This window comes from Neotamlana sedimentorum (assembly GCF_000943565.1).
GTDB lineage: Bacteria > Bacteroidota > Bacteroidia > Flavobacteriales > Flavobacteriaceae > Neotamlana > Neotamlana sedimentorum.
In genome coordinates, this window is the sequence record NZ_JTDW01000001.1 from 278094 (window position 1) to 297290 (window position 19197).

Annotated in this window: 32 protein-coding genes; all 32 read left to right on the forward strand. The window is 33.6% G+C overall.

Going from position 1 to position 19197, the window contains the following annotated elements:
- Complete coding sequence (gene rplW / locus PW52_RS01215) at positions 1–291, forward strand: 50S ribosomal protein L23 (RefSeq protein WP_044631097.1); 291 nt, start codon at positions 1–3, stop codon at positions 289–291.
- A gap of 11 nt (positions 292–302) precedes the next feature.
- A complete protein-coding gene (gene rplB / locus PW52_RS01220) occupies positions 303–1130 on the forward strand; it encodes a 50S ribosomal protein L2 (protein ID WP_044631098.1) in 828 nt (275 codons plus the stop codon).
- A 3-nt stretch (positions 1131–1133) separates the two neighbouring features.
- Complete coding sequence (gene rpsS, locus PW52_RS01225; protein WP_013869040.1) at positions 1134–1412, forward strand: 30S ribosomal protein S19; 279 nt, start codon at positions 1134–1136, stop codon at positions 1410–1412.
- A gap of 6 nt (positions 1413–1418) precedes the next feature.
- Positions 1419–1826, forward strand: a complete 408-nt coding sequence (gene rplV / locus PW52_RS01230) for a 50S ribosomal protein L22 (RefSeq protein WP_044631099.1) — start codon at positions 1419–1421, stop codon at positions 1824–1826.
- 9 nt (positions 1827–1835) lie between these two features.
- The gene (rpsC, locus tag PW52_RS01235; RefSeq protein ID WP_044626934.1) at positions 1836–2555 is read left to right on the forward strand and encodes a 30S ribosomal protein S3; all 720 of its coding nucleotides are present in this window, start codon (positions 1836–1838) and stop codon (positions 2553–2555) included.
- Positions 2556–2576: 21 nt separating this feature from the next.
- Entirely contained in the window at positions 2577–2996 is a 420-nt protein-coding gene (gene rplP / locus PW52_RS01240) for a 50S ribosomal protein L16 (RefSeq protein WP_044626933.1), read from the forward strand.
- A 13-nt stretch (positions 2997–3009) separates the two neighbouring features.
- Positions 3010–3201 (forward strand): 50S ribosomal protein L29, encoded by a 192-nt coding sequence (gene rpmC, locus PW52_RS01245; RefSeq protein WP_044631100.1) that lies wholly within the window; start codon positions 3010–3012, stop codon positions 3199–3201.
- Positions 3202–3213: 12 nt separating this feature from the next.
- On the forward strand, positions 3214–3471 hold the full coding sequence (gene rpsQ / locus PW52_RS01250; protein ID WP_044626931.1) for a 30S ribosomal protein S17: 258 nt from the start codon (positions 3214–3216) through the stop codon (positions 3469–3471).
- 2 nt (positions 3472–3473) lie between these two features.
- The gene (gene rplN / locus PW52_RS01255; protein WP_027138502.1) at positions 3474–3842 is read left to right on the forward strand and encodes a 50S ribosomal protein L14; all 369 of its coding nucleotides are present in this window, start codon (positions 3474–3476) and stop codon (positions 3840–3842) included.
- A 12-nt stretch (positions 3843–3854) separates the two neighbouring features.
- On the forward strand, positions 3855–4166 hold the full coding sequence (rplX, locus tag PW52_RS01260) for a 50S ribosomal protein L24 (protein ID WP_044631101.1): 312 nt from the start codon (positions 3855–3857) through the stop codon (positions 4164–4166).
- A gap of 2 nt (positions 4167–4168) precedes the next feature.
- Positions 4169–4720 carry a 50S ribosomal protein L5 gene (rplE, locus tag PW52_RS01265; protein ID WP_044631102.1) on the forward strand — a complete coding sequence of 184 codons (552 nt, stop codon included), beginning with the start codon at positions 4169–4171 and terminating at the stop codon, positions 4718–4720.
- Positions 4721–4723: 3 nt separating this feature from the next.
- Positions 4724–4993, forward strand: coding sequence for a 30S ribosomal protein S14 (rpsN, locus tag PW52_RS01270; RefSeq protein ID WP_044631103.1), 270 nt, complete (start codon positions 4724–4726; stop codon positions 4991–4993).
- A gap of 73 nt (positions 4994–5066) precedes the next feature.
- Positions 5067–5465 (forward strand): 30S ribosomal protein S8, encoded by a 399-nt coding sequence (gene rpsH / locus PW52_RS01275; RefSeq protein ID WP_044631104.1) that lies wholly within the window; start codon positions 5067–5069, stop codon positions 5463–5465.
- A 17-nt stretch (positions 5466–5482) separates the two neighbouring features.
- Complete coding sequence (gene rplF / locus PW52_RS01280; protein ID WP_044631105.1) at positions 5483–6025, forward strand: 50S ribosomal protein L6; 543 nt, start codon at positions 5483–5485, stop codon at positions 6023–6025.
- Between the two features lie 11 nt (positions 6026–6036).
- Complete coding sequence (rplR, locus tag PW52_RS01285) at positions 6037–6393, forward strand: 50S ribosomal protein L18 (protein WP_044631106.1); 357 nt, start codon at positions 6037–6039, stop codon at positions 6391–6393.
- 6 nt (positions 6394–6399) lie between these two features.
- A complete protein-coding gene (gene rpsE, locus PW52_RS01290; RefSeq protein ID WP_044631107.1) occupies positions 6400–6924 on the forward strand; it encodes a 30S ribosomal protein S5 in 525 nt (174 codons plus the stop codon).
- Between the two features lie 12 nt (positions 6925–6936).
- Positions 6937–7116, forward strand: coding sequence for a 50S ribosomal protein L30 (gene rpmD, locus PW52_RS01295; protein ID WP_044631108.1), 180 nt, complete (start codon positions 6937–6939; stop codon positions 7114–7116).
- 16 nt (positions 7117–7132) lie between these two features.
- Positions 7133–7585 (forward strand): 50S ribosomal protein L15, encoded by a 453-nt coding sequence (gene rplO / locus PW52_RS01300; RefSeq protein WP_044631109.1) that lies wholly within the window; start codon positions 7133–7135, stop codon positions 7583–7585.
- Positions 7586–7599: 14 nt separating this feature from the next.
- Entirely contained in the window at positions 7600–8946 is a 1347-nt protein-coding gene (gene secY / locus PW52_RS01305; protein WP_044631110.1) for a preprotein translocase subunit SecY, read from the forward strand.
- A gap of 10 nt (positions 8947–8956) precedes the next feature.
- Complete coding sequence (gene infA / locus PW52_RS01310; protein ID WP_007094967.1) at positions 8957–9172, forward strand: translation initiation factor IF-1; 216 nt, start codon at positions 8957–8959, stop codon at positions 9170–9172.
- 5 nt (positions 9173–9177) lie between these two features.
- A complete protein-coding gene (gene ykgO, locus PW52_RS17310) occupies positions 9178–9294 on the forward strand; it encodes a type B 50S ribosomal protein L36 (RefSeq protein WP_013305171.1) in 117 nt (38 codons plus the stop codon).
- A 106-nt stretch (positions 9295–9400) separates the two neighbouring features.
- Positions 9401–9769, forward strand: coding sequence for a 30S ribosomal protein S13 (gene rpsM / locus PW52_RS01315; RefSeq protein ID WP_044631111.1), 369 nt, complete (start codon positions 9401–9403; stop codon positions 9767–9769).
- Positions 9770–9886: 117 nt separating this feature from the next.
- Positions 9887–10270: a 30S ribosomal protein S11 gene (rpsK, locus tag PW52_RS01320; protein WP_044631112.1), complete on the forward strand. Its 384-nt coding sequence runs from the start codon at positions 9887–9889 to the stop codon at positions 10268–10270.
- 176 nt (positions 10271–10446) lie between these two features.
- Positions 10447–11052, forward strand: coding sequence for a 30S ribosomal protein S4 (gene rpsD, locus PW52_RS01325; RefSeq protein ID WP_044631113.1), 606 nt, complete (start codon positions 10447–10449; stop codon positions 11050–11052).
- 98 nt (positions 11053–11150) lie between these two features.
- Positions 11151–12143, forward strand: coding sequence for a DNA-directed RNA polymerase subunit alpha (locus PW52_RS01330; RefSeq protein WP_044631114.1), 993 nt, complete (start codon positions 11151–11153; stop codon positions 12141–12143).
- A gap of 72 nt (positions 12144–12215) precedes the next feature.
- On the forward strand, positions 12216–12689 hold the full coding sequence (gene rplQ / locus PW52_RS01335; protein WP_044631115.1) for a 50S ribosomal protein L17: 474 nt from the start codon (positions 12216–12218) through the stop codon (positions 12687–12689).
- Between the two features lie 187 nt (positions 12690–12876).
- Entirely contained in the window at positions 12877–13485 is a 609-nt protein-coding gene (locus tag PW52_RS01340) for a hypothetical protein (RefSeq protein ID WP_044631116.1), read from the forward strand.
- A 66-nt stretch (positions 13486–13551) separates the two neighbouring features.
- The gene (gene carA, locus PW52_RS01345; protein ID WP_044631117.1) at positions 13552–14655 is read left to right on the forward strand and encodes a glutamine-hydrolyzing carbamoyl-phosphate synthase small subunit; all 1104 of its coding nucleotides are present in this window, start codon (positions 13552–13554) and stop codon (positions 14653–14655) included.
- 155 nt (positions 14656–14810) lie between these two features.
- Positions 14811–16100 (forward strand): phosphopyruvate hydratase, encoded by a 1290-nt coding sequence (eno, locus tag PW52_RS01350; protein WP_044631118.1) that lies wholly within the window; start codon positions 14811–14813, stop codon positions 16098–16100.
- A 180-nt stretch (positions 16101–16280) separates the two neighbouring features.
- Complete coding sequence (locus tag PW52_RS01355) at positions 16281–17567, forward strand: citrate synthase (protein ID WP_044631119.1); 1287 nt, start codon at positions 16281–16283, stop codon at positions 17565–17567.
- 78 nt (positions 17568–17645) lie between these two features.
- Positions 17646–18560 (forward strand): dimethylarginine dimethylaminohydrolase family protein, encoded by a 915-nt coding sequence (locus PW52_RS01360; RefSeq protein ID WP_044631120.1) that lies wholly within the window; start codon positions 17646–17648, stop codon positions 18558–18560.
- 247 nt (positions 18561–18807) lie between these two features.
- Positions 18808–19182, forward strand: a complete 375-nt coding sequence (locus PW52_RS01365; RefSeq protein WP_044631121.1) for a hypothetical protein — start codon at positions 18808–18810, stop codon at positions 19180–19182.
- The last annotated feature ends 15 nt before the right edge of the window (positions 19183–19197 follow it).

Genomic DNA, 19197 nt, shown 5'->3' on the forward strand with positions numbered 1-19197 from the left:
ATGAGTATCTTAATTAAACCTATAATCACAGAAAAAGCGACTGCTGATAGCGAGTTAAGAAACTGCTACACATTCGAAGTGAATACAAAGGCGAACAAGATAGAAATTAAAAATGCAGTAGAAGCTGCATATGGTGTTTCTGTTGAAAAAGTTCGTACTATTAATATCCGTCCAGATAGAAATACTAAGTATACAAAAACTGGTATTCAACATGGTAAAACTAATGCTAAGAAAAAAGCTTTAGTACAACTGGCGGAAGGTGAAATGATTGATTTATACAGTAACATGTAATTAGACAAAAAATGTCAGTAAGAAAATTAAAACCAATCACACCAGGACAGCGTTTTAGAGTAGTAAATGGGTATGACGCCATAACTACTGATAAGCCGGAAAAAAGTTTACTTGTTCCGAATAAAAGGTCTGGTGGTAGAAACAGTCAAGGAAAAATGACCATGCGCTATATTGGTGGTGGTCATAAAAGAAAGTATCGTATTATCGATTTTAAACGCAACAAAACTGGAATTCCAGCAGAAGTTAAGTCTATCGAATACGATCCAAACAGAACCGCTTTTATCGCGTTATTGAATTATCAAGATGGCGAAAAAAGATACATGATCGCTCAAAATGGATTACAAGTTGGGCAAAATGTGGTATCTGGTACAGAAGGTATCGCTCCTGAAATAGGAAATGCAATGCCATTAAGTGAAATTCCATTAGGTACAATTATCTCTTGTTTAGAGTTACGTCCAGGTCAAGGTGCTGTTATGGCGCGTAGTGCTGGTGCATTTGCTCAATTAATGGCGAGAGATGGTAAGTTTGCTACAGTAAAATTACCTTCTGGTGAAACACGCTTAATTCTTGTAACGTGTATGGCTACAATAGGTGTAGTATCAAATTCAGATCACCAATTACTTGTTGGTGGTAAAGCAGGTAGAACGCGCTGGTTAGGACGTCGTCCAAGAACTAGACCAGTAGTAATGAACCCAATCGATCACCCAATGGGTGGTGGTGAAGGACGTGCTTCAGGTGGTCACCCACGTTCTAGAAATGGTATACCGGCAAAAGGATTTAGAACACGTTCTAAAACTAAAGCAAGTAATAAATATATTGTAGAACGTAGAAAGAAATAAGACATGGCAAGATCATTAAAAAAAGGACCTTACGTTCATTATAAATTAGAAAGAAAAGTAGCTGCAAATGTTGAGGCTAACAAAAAAACAGTTATCAAAACTTGGTCTAGAGCTAGTATGATAACTCCAGATTTTGTAGGACAAACTATAGCAGTACACAATGGCCGTCAATTTGTTCCTGTTTATGTAACAGAAAACATGGTAGGTCATAAATTAGGAGAATTTTCACCAACACGTTCATTCCGTGGACATGCAGGTGCTAAAAACAAAGGTAAAAAGTAGTAAGCTATGGGAAGTCGTAAAAAACAAATGGCAGACGCTATTAAGGAAGCAAAAAAGCAAGTTGCTTTTGCAAAACTTAATAACTGTCCTACATCACCAAGAAAAATGCGTTTAGTAGCCGATTTAGTAAGAGGTGAAAAGGTAGAAAATGCACTAAATATCTTAAAATTCAATCAGAAAGAAGCTTCAGGTCGTTTAGAAAAGTTATTACTTTCGGCTATTGCTAACTGGCAAGCTAAAAACGAAGATGCTGATGTTGAATCTGCAGAATTATTTGTAAAAGAGATTAGAGTAGATGGCGGATCTATGTTAAAAAGATTACGTCCAGCGCCTCAAGGTCGTGCACACAGAATTAGAAAACGTTCTAACCACGTAACATTAGTGGTTGGTGCTAACAATAACACACAAAGCTAAGATAGAAGTATGGGACAAAAAACAAATCCAATCGGAAATCGCTTAGGTATTATCAGAGGATGGGAATCTAACTGGTACGGAGGTAATGATTATGGAGATAAGCTTGCCGAAGACGATAAAATTAGAAAATACGTTCATGTACGTCTTTCTAAGGCTAGTGTAAGTAGAGTAATTATCGAGCGTACTCTTAAACTTGTAACCGTTACTATCACTACAGCTCGCCCAGGTATCATTATTGGTAAAGGCGGACAAGAGGTAGACAAGTTAAAAGAAGAGCTTAAGAAGATTACTGGTAAAGAAGTTCAGATTAATATTTTTGAAATTAAAAGACCTGAACTAGATGCATTTTTAGTAGCATCAAGTATTGCTAGACAGATAGAAAATCGTATTTCTTACCGTCGTGCAATCAAAATGGCTATTGCTGCTACAATGCGCATGAACGCTGAAGGAATTAAAATCCAAATTAGTGGTCGTTTAAACGGTGCTGAAATGGCACGTTCTGAACACTACAAAGAAGGACGTATTCCTTTATCAACCTTTAGAGCCGATATTGACTATGCTTTAGTTGAAGCACATACTACTTATGGTAGATTAGGTGTTAAAGTATGGATCATGAAAGGCGAAGTATATGGTAAAAGAGAGCTTTCTCCGCTTGTAGGATTATCTAAGAAGCAAGGAAAAGGTGGCGCTGGACGTGGAAACAAAGGACCTCGTCGCAGTAGAAAGTAATTTTTTATAAAGTAAAGAAACATGTTACAGCCTAAAAGAACAAAATTTCGTAAGCAGCAAAAAGGACGTATGAAAGGAAATGCCGGAAGAGGGCACCAACTTTCAAACGGAACCTTTGGAATAAAAGCATTAGACTCAGTATTTATAACATCGCGTCAAATTGAAGCAGCACGTATTGCCGCTACACGTTACATGAAAAGAGAAGGGCAACTTTGGATTAAAATTTTTCCAGACAAGCCAATTACAAAAAAGCCTCTTGAAGTACGTATGGGTAAAGGTAAAGGTGCCGTAGAATTATGGGTAGCTGTTGTAAAGCCAGGACGAGTACTTTTTGAAATCGGTGGTGTGCCATTAGACGTGGCTAAAGAAGCGTTACGTCTTGCAGCACAAAAACTACCAGTAAAAACTAAGTTTTTAATCGCTAGAGATTACGAAGCATAATTTATTTGATATTATGAAACAATCAGAAATTAAAGAATTATCTGTTGCTGAGTTACAAGAAAAACTTAGTGAAGTAAAAAAGAGTTATTCAGACCTAAAATTGGCTCATGCAATTTCTCCTTTAGAAAATCCAATCCAGTTACGTTCAGTAAGACGTTCGGTAGCTAGAATTGCGACAGAACTAACTAAAAGAGATTCACAATAATTCTGCTTAAATATGGAAACAAGAAATTTAAGAAAAGAACGTATAGGAGTTGTTACAAGTAACAAAATGCAGAAATCAATTGTGGTTTCTGAGGTGAAAAAAGTAAAACACCCTATGTACGGAAAGTTCGTGTTAAAAACAAAGAAATATGTTGCGCACGACGAGAAAAATGACTGCAACGAAGGAGATACAGTAAGAATCATGGAAACACGACCTTTAAGTAAATCTAAATGTTGGAGATTAGTTGAAATAATTGAAAGAGCGAAATAATTATGGTACAACAAGAATCAAGATTAAAAGTAGCAGATAACACTGGAGCAAAGGAAGTTTTAACTATCCGTGTTCTAGGTGGTACTAAAAGAAGATACGCTTCTGTAGGTGATAAAATTGTAGTGTCTGTTAAAGATGCTACTCCAAACGGTAACATTAAAAAAGGAGCCGTGTCAACTGCAGTTGTAGTACGTACTGTAAAGGAAGTAAGAAGACCAGATGGATCTTATATTAGATTCGATGACAATGCTTGTGTTTTATTGAACCCAGCGGGTGAGATGAGAGGAACACGTGTTTTTGGTCCTGTTGCTAGAGAACTTCGTGATAAACAATTCATGAAAATTGTATCATTAGCACCAGAAGTGCTTTAATACATTATTAAGATGACAAAGCTTAAAATTAAAACTGGAGATACTGTAAAAGTAATTGCTGGAGACCATAAAGGTAGCGAAGGTAAAGTACAAAAGGTATTAATAGAAAAAAACAAAGCCATTGTTGAGGGTGTTAATTTGGTAAAGAAACATACTAAACCAAGTGCACAAAATCCTCAAGGAGGCATTGTAGAGAAGGAAGCACCAATTCACATCTCAAACTTATCATTGTTAACCGCTAAAGGTGAAACAACTCGTATAGGTTATAGAACAGAAGGTGACCAAAAAGTAAGATTCTCAGTAAAATCTAATGAAGTAATATAGTTATGGCATATTCACCAAGACTTAAAGAGGAGTATAAAAGCAAAGTAATTGCAGCTCTTACAGACGAATTTGGATATCAAAATGTAATGCAAGTTCCTAAACTACAAAAGATAGTAATATCTAAAGGTGTTGGAGCTGCAGTTGCAGATAAAAAATTAATCGACTACGCTGTAGAAGAATTAACTACGATATCTGGACAAAAAGCCGTAGCAACATTATCTAAAAAAGATGTTGCATCTTTTAAATTACGTAAAGGTATGCCAATTGGCGTAAAAGTAACTTTGCGTGGAGAAAGAATGTATGAATTTTTAGATAGATTGGTAACTTCTGCCTTACCTCGTGTAAGAGATTTTAATGGTATCAAGGCAACAGGTTTTGATGGTCGTGGTAACTACAACTTAGGAATCACAGAACAAATCATTTTCCCAGAAATAAATATCGATAAGGTAAATAAAATTTCTGGTATGGATATTACATTTGTAACTTCTGCAGAAACAGATAAAGAAGCAAAATCGTTATTAACTGAATTAGGGTTACCTTTTAAAAAGAACTAAGATATGGCTAAAGAATCAATGAAAGCCCGTGAGGTAAAAAGAGCTAAAACAGTAGCTAAATATGCTGAAAAAAGAAAGGCTTTAAAAGAAGCTGGAGATTACGAAGCATTACAAAAGTTACCAAAAAACGCTTCACCTGTTCGCATGCATAACAGATGTAAGCTTACAGGAAGGCCTAAAGGTTACATGAGAAACTTTGGTATATCTCGTGTAATGTTTAGAGAAATGGCTAACCAAGGATTAATCCCAGGGGTTAAAAAAGCAAGTTGGTAAAAAAAGAATTATAAATTGGTTTTAGGTTCAAGAGAAAAGGTTTCTTGAAAACCACTACCGCAAATTAATAAATATGTATACAGATCCAATTGCGGATTATCTTACAAGAATTAGAAACGCAGTGCGTGCTAACCATAGAGTGGTTGAGATTCCTGCTTCTAATTTAAAGAAAAACATGACTAAAATATTATTCGAACAAGGATATATTTTAAGTTATAAGTTTGATGATTCGACCGTACAAGGAACAATTAAAATTGCTCTTAAGTACAACAAAGAAACAAAAGAACCAGTAATTAAAAAGCTTCAACGCATTAGTACACCAGGTTTACGTAAGTATGCTGGTGCCGATGAGTTACCAAGAATTCTTAATGGTTTAGGTATTGCTATCATTTCTACATCTCATGGTGTAATGACAGGTAAACAAGCCAAAAAAGAAAATGTTGGTGGAGAAGTTTTATGTTATGTTTACTAATTTAAAACCTAAAAGAAATGTCAAGAATAGGAAATAATCCAGTAGCCATTCCAGAGGGTGTAACAGTCGATGTTAAAGATAATGTTGTAACTGTAAAAGGAAAATTAGGAGAACTAACTCAAAATTTTGATACAGTAGATATCAAAGTAGAAGATGCTAACGTAATTGTTACTCGTTCTGCAGAGACTAAAGATCAAAAAGCTAAGCACGGTTTATACAGATCGCTTATGGCTAATATGATTGATGGTGTGTCAAAAGGATGGACTAAAGAATTAGAGTTGGTAGGTGTAGGTTATAGAGCATCTAACCAAGGACAAAAATTAGACCTTGCAATTGGTTTTTCTCATAATATCGTTTTGGATATTGCTCCAGAAGTAAAAGTGGAAACAGTTTCAGAAAAAGGTAAGAACCCAATTGTAAAACTAACTTCTTTTGACAAACAACTTGTTGGTCAAGTAGCTGCTAAAATTCGTGGCTTTAGAAAACCTGAACCTTACAAAGGAAAAGGTATTAAGTTTGTTGGTGAGGAAATTAGAAGAAAAGCAGGTAAATCAGCTTAATAAATTTAGTTATGGCATTAACAAAGAACGAAAGAAGATTAAGAATAAAAAACAGAATTCGTAAGGTTGTTTCTGGTACAGAAGCAAGACCTAGATTAGCTGTTTACAGAAGTAATAAAGAAATTTATGCTCAAATAGTTGATGATGTAACTGGTGTAACCATTGGTTCGGCATCATCAAGAGATAAAAGTATAGATACTGCTAAAGTTAATAAAGTTGAAGCTGCTAAATTAGTAGGTAAGGCTATAGCTGAGAAAGCACTTAAGGCAGGTATAGAAACTATCGCTTTCGATAGAGGTGGTTATTTATACCATGGTAGAGTAAAATCATTAGCTGAAGGAGCTAGAGAGGCAGGACTTAAATTCTAAGATATTATGTTTCAAAAATATAAAAGCGCAGAGCTAGTAAAACCAAGTGGATTAGATCTTAAAGATCGTTTAGTTGGTGTACAAAGAGTTACAAAGGTAACAAAAGGTGGTAGAGCATTTGGTTTCTCGGCAATCGTAGTGGTTGGTGATGAAGCTGGTGTTGTAGGACAAGGTTTAGGAAAATCTAAAGACGTAGCTAGTGCAATTGCAAAAGCTGTAGAAGATGCTAAAAAGAACCTAGTTCGTATTCCTATTATAAAAGGAACTTTACCTCATGAGCAAAAAGGTAAATACGGAGGTGCAAGAGTAAATATTATTCCTGCTGCCCCTGGTACAGGTGTAATCGCGGGTGGTGCTGTAAGAACAGTATTAGAAGCCGTTGGTGTACACGATGTATTATCTAAATCTCAAGGGTCTTCAAATCCACATAACGTAGTTAAAGCAACTTTTGATGCTTTATTACAATTAAGAGATGCGAAAACCATTGCAAAGGATAGAGGTATTTCACTTGAACAAGTTTTTAACGCTTAATAAAAGACAGAAATGGCAAAGATTAAAGTAACAAAAGTTAAAAGCGCAATCAATCGTACTTTAAGACAAAAAAGAACTTTAGAAGCTCTTGGTCTTAAAAAAATTGGTCAAGTAAAAGAATTTGAAGCTACACCAAATATTCTTGGTATGGTTGCAAAAGTGTCACATTTAGTTTCTGTTGAAGAAGCTTAAAAAATAAAACTGAAAAATGGATTTAAGTAATTTAAAACCTGCACAAGGTTCAGTAAAAAGCCAAGGAAAACGCATCGGTCGTGGTCAAGGTTCTGGTAAAGGTGGTACCGCTACTCGTGGTCACAAAGGAGCTAAGTCACGTTCTGGTTATTCTAAGAAATTAGGATTTGAAGGTGGGCAAATGCCGCTTCAACGTCGTGTACCTAAATTTGGTTTTACAAACATTAACCGTGTAGAATATCAAGGTATAAACCTAGATACTTTACAACAATTGGTTGATGATAAGAAGATTAATGATACTGTAGATTTTGATGCATTATTTGCAAACCGCTTAGTTGGTAAAAACGATTTAGTAAAAATATTAGGTCGTGGCGAATTAAAAGCAAAATTAAAAGTATCTGCTCATAAGTTTACTGCTACTGCAAAAGCTGCTATCGAAGCTGCTGGAGGTGAAGCTGTAACAATTTAAGACATTTTATAAGTATGAAGTTTATAGAATCAATAAAAAATGTTTGGAAAATTGAAGAACTAAGAAACCGTATAGTTGTTACTTTAACGTTATTATTAGTTTATCGATTTGGTGCTCAAGTAGTTTTACCTGGTATTGATGCTGCTCAATTAGGCGGATTATCTGATAGTACGGATAGCGGCTTATTAGGCTTACTTAATGCATTTACAGGTGGAGCGTTTGCAAATGCATCGGTATTTGCACTTGGTATTATGCCTTACATTTCTGCTTCTATTGTTGTTCAATTAATGGGAATTGCAATTCCTTATTTACAAAAATTACAAAAAGAAGGAGCTAGTGGTCAGAAAAAAATAACACAAATAACACGTTGGTTAACCATCGCTATTTGTTTATTACAAGCACCAGGTTATTTAGCTAGTTTACCTGCATTAGGTATTCCTCAGAGCGCCTTTTTATTAGGAACTGGGTTTACATTTTATTTCTCTTCAGTATCTATATTAGTAACAGGATGTATTTTTGCGATGTGGTTAGGTGAAAAAATTACCGATAAAGGAATTGGTAATGGTATTTCATTATTAATTATGGTTGGTATTATTGCTACTTTACCACAGGCCTTTTTACAAAACGCAGCTACTAGATTAGAAGGTAATAACGTTATGTTAATTCTTTTCGAACTTGTAATTTGGTTTGTAATAATATTAGCATCTATTATGTTAGTAATGGGTGTTCGTAAAATTGCCGTTCAATATGCAAGAAGAACAGCTACTGGAGGTTACGAAAAGGCAGCCGTTGCTGGTTCTAGACAGTACATACCATTAAAATTAAATGCTTCTGGTGTAATGCCAATTATATTTGCCCAAGCTATTATGTTTGTGCCTGGATTAATTGGAGGATCGTCTTTCTTAAAAGATACCAGTTTTGGAGCATGGTTAACAACAAATTATTCTGATTTATTCGGATTTACATACAACCTAACATTTGCTTTATTAATTATTGTGTTTACATATTTTTATACTGCAATTACGGTTCCAACTAATAAAATGGCCGACGATTTAAAACGTAGCGGTGGTTTTATTCCTGGTATCCGTCCAGGTTCTGAAACTTCGGAGTATTTAGATAAAATCATGTCTCAAATTACCTTACCAGGTTCTATATTTTTAGCTTTAATTGCAATATTCCCTGCATTTATAGTTAAACTTATGGGAGTTCAACAAACATGGGCTATGTTTTTTGGTGGCACATCCTTGTTAATTATGGTTGGGGTTGCTATAGATACTATGCAACAAATAAATTCTTATTTGTTAAATAGACACTATGATGGTTTGATGAAAACAGGTAAAAATAGAAAAGCAGTAGCTTAATTATTATACTATGGCAAAGCAAGCAGCAATAGAGCAAGACGGAACAATTATAGAAGCATTATCTAATGCGATGTTTCGTGTAGAATTAGAAAATGGTCACATTGTGACTGCACATATATCTGGTAAAATGCGTATGCATTACATTAAGCTATTACCAGGTGATAAAGTAAAATTAGAAATGAGTCCTTACGATTTAACTAAGGCTCGTATAACCTATAGATACTAAGACTCATGAAAGTAAGAGCATCAGTAAAGAAAAGAAGCGCAGATTGTAAAATAGTGCGTAGAAAAGGTAGACTTTACGTAATTAACAAAAAGAATCCTAGATTTAAGCAAAGACAAGGATAAAATAGAATTAAGGTCATTAGTAATTAGACGTTAGATGAATCTGTTTGAAATAGAAATGTTTAGGATTCTAACAACTAAAAGCTAACAACTAAAAACTAAAATCAATATGGCAAGAATTGCAGGTGTAGACATACCAAAAAACAAAAGAGGAGTTATCTCTTTAACTTATATCTACGGTGTAGGTAGAAGTAGAGCAAAAGAAATTTTAGCTACAGCTAAAGTTGATGAAAGTACCAAAGTTCAAGATTGGACAGACGATGATATTAGCGGTATTCGTGAAGCTATCGCTGCCTTTACTATTGAAGGTGAGTTACGTTCTGAAACTCAATTAAACATTAAGCGTTTAATGGATATCGGTTGTAATAGAGGTATTCGTCACAGAGCGGGTCTTCCTTTAAGAGGACAACGTACTAAGAATAACTCTAGAACAAGAAAAGGTAAAAGAAAAACTGTTGCTAACAAGAAAAAAGCATAAGTAAAATAATTTAACAGTCATTAGTTCATTAGTATTTGGACGTTAGAAGAATCTGTTTGAAATGTAAAAGTTTAGGATTCCAATAACTAAAAGCTAGCAACTAAAAACTAAAAGAATATGGCAAAAACAAGCACAAAAAAACGTAAAGTTATTGTTGAGTCTGTAGGTGAAGCTCACGTTACAGCATCTTTTAACAATATCATAATTTCACTTACCAATAAAAATGGAGACGTTATTTCATGGTCTTCAGCTGGTAAAATGGGATTTAGAGGTTCAAAGAAAAATACACCTTATGCAGCGCAATTAGCAGCAGAAGATGCGGCTGGAGTAGCTTCAGAAGCAGGTTTAAAAAAGGTAAAAGTATACGTTAAAGGACCTGGAAATGGTAGAGAATCTGCTATTCGTTCAATCCACAATGCAGGGATCGAAGTTACAGAAATTATCGATGTAACTCCATTACCACATAACGGTTGTCGTCCTCCAAAACGTCGTAGAGTATAATTGCATATATATGTAAGTTAAATAAATATCAGCTATATATAGCTGATATTTGTTTTTTTATGTACATTTGCAAACCAAAAAAAATAATATAAACAAGTATCAACGAGAGAAATACGTTTGTCGAAGGATAAGATTAAGACCTTAATTCACAAATTCTCTCATAATTTAATTTTAAAATGGCAAGATATACTGGTCCTAAAACTAAAATAGCTCGTAAGTTTGGCGAAGCTATCTTTGGAGACGATAAGTCTTTCGAAAAAAGAAATTACCCTCCTGGGCAACACGGTAACAACAGACGTCGCGGTAAAAAATCTGAATACGCTATCCAATTAATGGAAAAGCAAAAAGCTAAATATACTTACGGTATTTTAGAAAGACAATTTAGAGGTTTATTTAAAAAAGCTAGAGCTGCACAAGGAATTACTGGTGAAGTTTTATTACAACTTTGTGAATCTAGATTAGACAACGTTGTTTTCCGTATGGGAATTGCTCCAACAAGAAGTGGTGCAAGACAATTAGTTTCTCACAGACACATTACAGTTAATGGTGAGTTGGTAAATATTCCTTCTTATCAATTAAAAGCTGGTGATGTTGTTGCTGTAAGAGAAAAATCGAAGTCTTTAGAAGCTATCGAGCGTTCGCTTTCAAATTCAAGCAATGTATACGAATGGATTACTTGGAATAACGATACTAAGCAAGGTACTTATGTAGCCGTTCCTGCAAGAATTCAAATTCCAGAAAACATAAACGAGCAATTCATCGTCGAATTATACTCTAAATAATAATTAACAATCATTGGTATTTAGCCAAAGGGTTTATTCGTACTTCTTCAAACTTATAAACCGCGCAACTAAATAACAATTAAAACGAAGAAAAAACTATGGCAGTATTTAATTTTCAAAAGCCGGACAAAGTAATCATGATCGATTCTACTGATTTCGAAGGAAAGTTCGAATTCAGACCGCTAGAACCAGGTTACGGTTTAACAGTAGGTAATGCGTTAAGACGTGTGTTACTTTCATCGTTAGAAGGTTTTGCAATAACATCTATACGCATCGAGAGTGTAGATCATGAATTCTCTACCATTGCAGGTGTTGTAGAAGATGTTACCGAAATTATTTTAAATTTAAAGCAAGTACGTTTTAAAAGACAAATTGACGATATCGATAACGAATCGGTGTCAATCTCAATTTCTGGTCAAGACCGTATTACAGCTGGCGATTTTCAAAAATTTATTTCAGGTTTCCAAGTATTAAACACAGAATTGGTAATTTGTAACCTAGATCCTAAAGTAAATTTAAATTTAGAAATTACAATAGAAAAAGGTAGAGGTTATGTGCCTGCTGAAGAAAACAAAAAACCTTCGGCTCCAATTGGAACTATTTTTACCGATTCTATTTACACGCCAATAAAAAACGTTAAGTATAGTATTGAAAACTATCGTGTAGAGCAAAAAACTGATTACGAAAAATTAGTTTTTGAAATTTTTACAGATGGATCAATTACACCACAAGACGCTTTAACTGAAGCAGCAAAAACATTAATTCACCACTTCATGTTATTCTCTGATGAGCGTATCACTTTAGAAGCTGATGAAATTGCACAAACTGAAACTTATGATGAAGAATCACTTCACATGAGACAGCTACTAAAAACAAAATTAGTAGATATGGATTTATCTGTACGTGCACTTAACTGTTTAAAAGCTGCTGAAGTAGATACTTTAGGCGACTTAGTATCATTTAACAAGAATGATTTAATGAAATTCCGTAACTTTGGTAAGAAATCATTAACCGAGCTAGAAGAACTAGTAAATGTTAAAGGTTTAAATTTCGGAATGGACTTAAGCAAATATAAATTAGATAAAGATTAATTTTATTAACTCCTTTATAGTTTGCTCTCCTAATAGGATATAGTAGCAAGATAGAGGTTTAAAACAAAAGTCATGAGACACGGAAAAAAAGTAAATCATTTAGGTAGAAAAACAGCTCACAGAAAAGCAATGTTAGCAAATATGGCATGTTCTTTAATAGAGCACAAGCGTATTAACACAACCGTTGCAAAAGCAAAAGCTTTAAAACAATTTGTTGAGCCTTTAGTAACAAAATCTAAAGAAGACACTACACATAACAGACGTATTGTAATGTCACGCTTAAGACAAAAAGATGCCGTTACTGAATTGTTTAGAGAAGTAGCTACAAAAGTAGCCGACAGACCAGGTGGTTATACACGTATAATTAAATTAGGAAATCGTTTAGGTGATAATGCCGATATGGCGATGATAGAGCTTGTAGATTACAACGATATATACAACGCCGACAAACCTAAAAAGAAAACAACAAGAAGAAGTAGACGAGGTGGTTCGAAACCAGCTGAAGCTGCTCCAGTTGAAACACAAGCTTCAAACGAAGAAGAATAAAATGTATTTAAAAAAGATAAGCCAAAAGCTTATCTTTTTTTTGTTAATTAAAAACTGTAATATATGTTAAAAAAAATCACATGCTATTTAGTACTTTTTGCAACTTTAAATTGTTTAGCTCAAACTAATTTAGGTACAAGTGGATTAAGGAGGTAATTCAAAGGAATCTTCAAGCTTGTTCTCTGGAATGAAAGCAACGACTTATCATACTAATTTTAACGATAGAGATGATAATATTGAAGGAAGCCCATATTTGTTTAGCCAGTGGAATAAAAAGGCTAAAATATGGTTTGGTGAAAAAACTTTTGTTATAGATGCTGTAAATTATAATATTAAAGATGAAAGGTTTGAAGTTAAATTTGATGACGATTCTATTTTTGTTTTAAGCCCAGAAAGTAACAAGTTAAAACAAATAGCTATTGACTTATTGGTTTTTAAGCCTTTTCATAGTAACGAATTAGATACAGACGATTTTTATCAAGTATTACTAGAAGATGAAAATAAATTTGCCCTTTTATCAAAATATAAGCTCAAAATAACTTCTGGTAGTATGGATCCGTTAACAAAACAATATTTAACTCCAAAACAATATTCATCTGAAAAAGAGTTTTACTTACGAACCGTTGCAGATGAAAAAATGGAACCTATTAAATTAAAAAAATCGGGGGTTTTAAAATTGATTCAAAGTAGTTATACGAGTCAGGTTAAAACTTTTGCGAAAAAGGAAAAACTAAAGTATAACGAAATTTCCGATGTCAAAAAAATATTAAGTTATTACTTTTCTATTAAAAGTTAAAAAAGAAAGGATAAACTATTTTAGTTTGTCCTTTTTTTTTATCAATTTTGTGAAACTTTTTTTTAAATGAGATATCAAAAACGACAAAAGGCCATTGTTCTTCTAGCAGATGGCACAATTTTTCATGGTAAGGCAGTAGCAAACAAGCAAGGTACCGCATTTGGCGAAGTTTGTTTTAACACAGGAATGACAGGATACCAAGAGATTTTTACAGATCCTTCGTATTTCGGTCAAATTATGGTTACTACAAATGCCCATATTGGAAATTATGGAACAAATACAGATGAAGTCGAATCGAACGCTGTTAAAATAGCAGGTTTAATTGTAAAAAACTTTAGTTACGATTATTCAAGAGATGCAGCCGATGCTTCATTAGAAGAATTTTTAGATAAAAATAATCTTTTAGCAATTTCAGATGTCGATACACGTGCACTTGTAAGTTATATTCGAGAACACGGCGCAATGAATGCTATAATTTCAACAGAAGTTGATAATATCGCGGGCCTTAAAAAACAACTTGCCGAAGTACCAAATATGGAAGGACTGGAGTTAGCTTCAAAAGTTTCAACCAAAGAACCATATTATTACGGCGACGAAAATGCTACTTATAAAGTGGCAGCCCTGGATATTGGAATTAAAACTAACATATTACGTAACATTGCAAAACGTGATGTTTACGTTAAAGTATTTCCTTATAACTCTAAATTCGAAGATTTAGAAGCTTTTAAACCAGATGGCTATTTCTTGTCTAATGGTCCTGGAGATCCAGAACCTCTAGTTGAAGCTCAAGCATTAGCTAAAGAGATTATTAAAAGAAATTTACCACTTTTTGGTATTTGTTTAGGGCATCAAGTTATAGCCTTGGCAAATGGTGTATCAACTTACAAAATGTATAATGGGCATCGAGGTATAAACCATCCGGTTAAAAATTTAGTAACCGGAAAAGGCGAAATTACATCTCAAAATCATGGTTTTGCTATTAATAGAGAAGAAACCGAAGCAAATACAGCGTTAGAAATTACACATGTTCATTTAAATGATAATACCATTGCAGGTATTGCCATGAAAGATAAAAACTGTTTTTCGGTACAATATCACCCAGAAGCAAGTCCTGGTCCTCACGATTCGTCGTATTTGTTCAATCAATTCATAGAAAATATTAAAAAATAGTTTAAATAAACCTCAAATCAGTTCGCTGTTTTTGAGGTTTTTTTTATTACTAAAACGTTATCGATATGTTTTTACGAAATTCTTTTATAAAGGATGAAATAATAACAAGATTAAACCGTAAATTTGAATTAAATAAAGATTAAAATAAACTAATTATGAGTGTAATAGTTAATGTTCACGCAAGACAAATTTTAGATTCTAGAGGAAACCCTACTGTAGAAGTAGATGTAGTAACAGAAAACGATGTTTTAGGAAGAGCCGCAGTGCCATCTGGAGCATCAACAGGAGAACACGAAGCCGTTGAGTTAAGAGACGGTGGTAATACCTATATGGGTAAAGGTGTTTTAAAAGCTGTTGAAAATGTTAACGCTATTATCGCTCAAGAATTATTAGGTGTTTCTGTTTTTGAACAAAACCTCATTGATAAAATAATGATTGAGTTAGACGGTACATCAAACAAATCAAAATTAGGAGCCAATGCCATTTTAGGAGTTTCTTTAGCAGTAGCTAAAGCGGCGGCAGGAGAACTTGGTTTACCTTTATACAGATACGTCGGTGGTGTTTCTGCAAACACATTACCAGTACCAATGATGAATATTATTAATGGTGGTTCGCATAGTGATGCGCCAATTGCATTCCAAGAATTTATGGTAATGCCAGTTAAGGCCAAAAGTTTTACCCACGCTATGCAAATGGGAACAGAAATTTTTCACAACCTTAAAAAAGTATTACACGACCGTAATTTAAGCACAGCAGTTGGCGACGAAGGTGGTTTTGCACCAACTTTGGATGGTACAGAAGATGCTATAGAAACTATAGCAAAAGCTGTTGAAAATGCTGGTTATAAATTTGGAGATGAAGTAATGATAGCATTAGATTGTGCTTCGGCAGAATTTTATGTGGATGGTAAATACGATTATGCTAAGTTTGAAGGTGAAACTGGAGTTATTAGAACTAGTAAAGAACAAGCCGATTATTTAGCCGAATTAGTAGAAAAATATCCTATTATTTCTATTGAAGACGGTATGGATGAAAACGACTGGGACGGTTGGAAATATTTAACCGAACTTGTTGGAGATAAAGTACAATTAGTTGGCGACGATTTATTTGTAACAAACGTAGAGCGTTTATCAAAAGGAATTGATAATGGTATTGCTAATTCAATTTTAATTAAGGTAAATCAAATAGGTACTTTAACCGAAACTATTGCAGCTGTAAACATGGCTCATAACGCTGGTTATACTTCTGTAATGTCTCACCGTTCTGGAGAGACCGAAGATAATACTATTGCAGATTTAGCAGTAGCATTAAACACAGGCCAAATTAAAACGGGTTCTGCTTCACGTAGCGATCGTATGGCAAAATACAACCAATTATTACGTATCGAAGAAGAATTAGGAGATGTTGCTTATTTTCCTGGTAAAAATGCATTTAAAATAAAGTAAAATTAACTTACATTTTAAACTAAAAAGCGATTATTATTGTAATAATCGCTTTTTTATTTGCCCTTTTTTGTAGCAACACTAAAAATTGGTAAACCAATATTAATATATCTTTAAAAATCAAACCTAATTTTGTACTTTAGCATTCGGCAAAATAAAACTTAAAATAATACTAAATTAAACATGGCAAATACTGCTACAATTGAAATTAACGGGCAAAAAAATGAGTTTCCTTTAATCAAGGGAACAGAAGATGAAGTTGCAATAGACATATCTAAATTAAGAGCGTCAACAGGCGGGGTTATAACCGTTGACCCAGGATATAAAAATACAGGTTCTTGTGAGAGTGCTATTACGTTTCTAGATGGAGAAAAAGGTGTTTTAAGATATCGTGGGTATTCTATAGAAGAATTAGCTGAAAAAGCAGATTTTTTAGAAGTAGTGTATTTGCTAATTTTTGGAGAACTTCCAACAGTAAGTCAGTTAGAAAAATTTGAAAATGATATTAAGGAAAATTCATTAGTCGATGATGATGTAAGAAAGATTCTTGAAGCGTTTCCAAAAAATGCCCATCCTATGGGTGTATTATCTTCTTTAACAAGTGCCTTAACGGCATTTAATCCAATTTCGGTTAACATCGAGTCACAAGAAGATATGTATAATGCCATTGTTACAATTTTAGGAAAATTTCCATTGTTAGTTGGGTGGACTATGCGTAAGAAAAAAGGTTTACATTTAAACTATGGAAAAAAATCTTTAGGTTATGTTGAAAACATTATGTACTTAATGTTTAAACAGCCTAATGAAGAGTTTGAAGTTAACCCAATTATAAAAGATGCTCTAGATAAATTATTAATTCTTCATGCGGACCATGAACAAAACTGTTCTACTTCAACAGTAAGAATTGTTGGTTCATCACATGCTGGATTATTTGCATCTTTATCTGCAGGTATTTCTGCGCTTTGGGGACCACTTCATGGTGGGGCTAACCAAGCCGTTTTAGAAATGCTTGAAGCTATAAAAGCAGATGGTGGAGACACTAAAAAATATATGGCAAAAGCAAAAGATAAAAGTGATCCTTTCCGTTTAATGGGGTTTGGTCACCGTGTCTATAAAAATTTCGATCCTAGAGCGAGAATAATAAAAAAGGCGGCTGATGAAGTTTTAGGGGACTTAGGAATTAGTGATCCTATTTTAGATATTGCAAGGGGTCTTGAAAAAGAAGCTTTAGAAGATCCATACTTCGTAGACCGAAAATTATATCCTAATGTAGATTTTTATTCCGGTATTATTTATCGCGCAATGGATATTCCTGTAGAAATGTTTACGGTAATGTTCGCTTTAGGTCGTTTACCAGGATGGATCGCACAATGGAGAGAAATGCGCTTACGTAAAGAACCAATTGGTCGCCCAAGACAGGTTTATATAGGTGAAAATCAAAGAGCATTTAAAACCATAAATGAGAGATAAAAAAGTAGGTTTAAAATAATACTGTAAAATATAAAGCTTCATAAGTTAGTTCTTGTGAAGCTTTTTTATATTTACAATATGTTAAAACTAAATGTTAAAAACGAAACTTCAAGACTCCGTGCTGTAATTTTAGGAACAGCCGAAAGTAATGGTCCAGTACCAAAACTTGAAGATTGCTATGACCCGAAAAGTATAGAGCATGTAAAAGCAGGTACTTATCCGAAAGAATCTGATATGGTTTTAGAAATGGAAGCCGTAGCTCAAGTTTTTAAAAAATATAACGTTCAAGTTTTTAGGCCTGAAGTTATTATAGATTGTAATCAAATATTTTCCCGTGATATAGCCTTTGTAATTGAAGATAAAATAATTCGGGCCAATATTTTACCAAATCGAGAGGCGGAAGTACGGGCCATTAAATATGTATGGGATCAAGTTAAACACGAAAATAGAATTATTCTTCCAGAAGATTGTCATGTAGAAGGTGGCGATGTTATGCCATGGAATGATTACATTTTTATTGGTACATATTCCGGAGTTGATTACCCAAACTATATAACGGCTAGAACCAACAAAGCGGCTGTATTAGCCATTCAGAGATTGTTCCCAAATAAAATTGTCAAATCGTTCGAGCTTCGAAAATCTAACACTAATGCAAAAGAAAATGCACTACATCTCGATTGTTGTTTTCAACCTTTAGGAAGAGGTAAAGCTATTATTCATAAAAACGGATTTTTAATAGAAGAAGAGTATGAATGGTTGATAAATTTCTTCAAAAAACAAAATATTTTCGAAATCACTAAAGAGGAAATGTATAATATGAATAGTAACGTATTTTCAATTTCTGAAGATATTGTTATTTCAGAAAAAAACTTCACCCGACTTAACAATTGGTTACGTTCAGAAGGTTTTATTGTTGAAGAAGTTCCTTATACCGAAATAGCCAAACAAGAAGGGTTACTCCGTTGTTCTACCTTGCCCTTAATTCGTGATTAAATTGTTTAAATTAATATAATTGAAAATAATATTGACCAATCTGTGTTAATTTTAAACCCGGATAATCGTTTAAAGTGAACGTTGATATCACTCACTTGTAGGTTAATTTGTGTTAAATTTAAATATTAACGAAAAAATATGACTTTGGACAAAAAATAACTAAATGCGAAAATTTACCACGCGTTTTATTTAACTTAGTTGAAAACAAGTTAATTTAACTTAAATATTCTCTGAACTAAAATTTTTAATGAAAAAAAGTTACAAGCTTTCTTTTGGAACTATAAAATTATTAGCGACTAATTTAGCTGAAATTATAGTAAATGAAGGTATAATTTTAAATGAAATTATGGTGGATGAATGTCATGATTTCCTGCTATCTTTTTTAGAAGCTCCATTTAATCTTTTAATAAATAAAACAAATTCTTATTCCTATACTTATGGTGCTCAACAAATAATTGCTGATTTAAAAGAAATTAACGCTACTGCTGTAATTGTTTGGACTTCGGCGAGTTTATTAGCTACAGATACGTTACTAAGCGTAAATAATCATAAAAATTTAAATATTAAGGTGTTTAGGATACGTGATGAGGCAATTTCATGGTTAAAAAACACACCTCTTTAATTTTCTCAATCGTTA

Coding starts and splice junctions, on each gene's coding strand:
- rplW (WP_044631097.1), top strand. CDS start 1: ATGAGTATCTTAATTAAACCTATAATCACAGAAAAAGCGACTGCTGAT.
- rplB (WP_044631098.1), top strand. CDS start 303: ATGTCAGTAAGAAAATTAAAACCAATCACACCAGGACAGCGTTTTAGA.
- rpsS (WP_013869040.1), top strand. CDS start 1,134: ATGGCAAGATCATTAAAAAAAGGACCTTACGTTCATTATAAATTAGAA.
- rplV (WP_044631099.1), top strand. CDS start 1,419: ATGGGAAGTCGTAAAAAACAAATGGCAGACGCTATTAAGGAAGCAAAA.
- rpsC (WP_044626934.1), top strand. CDS start 1,836: ATGGGACAAAAAACAAATCCAATCGGAAATCGCTTAGGTATTATCAGA.
- rplP (WP_044626933.1), top strand. CDS start 2,577: ATGTTACAGCCTAAAAGAACAAAATTTCGTAAGCAGCAAAAAGGACGT.
- rpmC (WP_044631100.1), top strand. CDS start 3,010: ATGAAACAATCAGAAATTAAAGAATTATCTGTTGCTGAGTTACAAGAA.
- rpsQ (WP_044626931.1), top strand. CDS start 3,214: ATGGAAACAAGAAATTTAAGAAAAGAACGTATAGGAGTTGTTACAAGT.
- rplN (WP_027138502.1), top strand. CDS start 3,474: ATGGTACAACAAGAATCAAGATTAAAAGTAGCAGATAACACTGGAGCA.
- rplX (WP_044631101.1), top strand. CDS start 3,855: ATGACAAAGCTTAAAATTAAAACTGGAGATACTGTAAAAGTAATTGCT.
- rplE (WP_044631102.1), top strand. CDS start 4,169: ATGGCATATTCACCAAGACTTAAAGAGGAGTATAAAAGCAAAGTAATT.
- rpsN (WP_044631103.1), top strand. CDS start 4,724: ATGGCTAAAGAATCAATGAAAGCCCGTGAGGTAAAAAGAGCTAAAACA.
- rpsH (WP_044631104.1), top strand. CDS start 5,067: ATGTATACAGATCCAATTGCGGATTATCTTACAAGAATTAGAAACGCA.
- rplF (WP_044631105.1), top strand. CDS start 5,483: ATGTCAAGAATAGGAAATAATCCAGTAGCCATTCCAGAGGGTGTAACA.
- rplR (WP_044631106.1), top strand. CDS start 6,037: ATGGCATTAACAAAGAACGAAAGAAGATTAAGAATAAAAAACAGAATT.
- rpsE (WP_044631107.1), top strand. CDS start 6,400: ATGTTTCAAAAATATAAAAGCGCAGAGCTAGTAAAACCAAGTGGATTA.
- rpmD (WP_044631108.1), top strand. CDS start 6,937: ATGGCAAAGATTAAAGTAACAAAAGTTAAAAGCGCAATCAATCGTACT.
- rplO (WP_044631109.1), top strand. CDS start 7,133: ATGGATTTAAGTAATTTAAAACCTGCACAAGGTTCAGTAAAAAGCCAA.
- secY (WP_044631110.1), top strand. CDS start 7,600: ATGAAGTTTATAGAATCAATAAAAAATGTTTGGAAAATTGAAGAACTA.
- infA (WP_007094967.1), top strand. CDS start 8,957: ATGGCAAAGCAAGCAGCAATAGAGCAAGACGGAACAATTATAGAAGCA.
- ykgO (WP_013305171.1), top strand. CDS start 9,178: ATGAAAGTAAGAGCATCAGTAAAGAAAAGAAGCGCAGATTGTAAAATA.
- rpsM (WP_044631111.1), top strand. CDS start 9,401: ATGGCAAGAATTGCAGGTGTAGACATACCAAAAAACAAAAGAGGAGTT.
- rpsK (WP_044631112.1), top strand. CDS start 9,887: ATGGCAAAAACAAGCACAAAAAAACGTAAAGTTATTGTTGAGTCTGTA.
- rpsD (WP_044631113.1), top strand. CDS start 10,447: ATGGCAAGATATACTGGTCCTAAAACTAAAATAGCTCGTAAGTTTGGC.
- PW52_RS01330 (WP_044631114.1), top strand. CDS start 11,151: ATGGCAGTATTTAATTTTCAAAAGCCGGACAAAGTAATCATGATCGAT.
- rplQ (WP_044631115.1), top strand. CDS start 12,216: ATGAGACACGGAAAAAAAGTAAATCATTTAGGTAGAAAAACAGCTCAC.
- PW52_RS01340 (WP_044631116.1), top strand. CDS start 12,877: ATGAAAGCAACGACTTATCATACTAATTTTAACGATAGAGATGATAAT.
- carA (WP_044631117.1), top strand. CDS start 13,552: ATGAGATATCAAAAACGACAAAAGGCCATTGTTCTTCTAGCAGATGGC.
- eno (WP_044631118.1), top strand. CDS start 14,811: ATGAGTGTAATAGTTAATGTTCACGCAAGACAAATTTTAGATTCTAGA.
- PW52_RS01355 (WP_044631119.1), top strand. CDS start 16,281: ATGGCAAATACTGCTACAATTGAAATTAACGGGCAAAAAAATGAGTTT.
- PW52_RS01360 (WP_044631120.1), top strand. CDS start 17,646: ATGTTAAAACTAAATGTTAAAAACGAAACTTCAAGACTCCGTGCTGTA.
- PW52_RS01365 (WP_044631121.1), top strand. CDS start 18,808: ATGAAAAAAAGTTACAAGCTTTCTTTTGGAACTATAAAATTATTAGCG.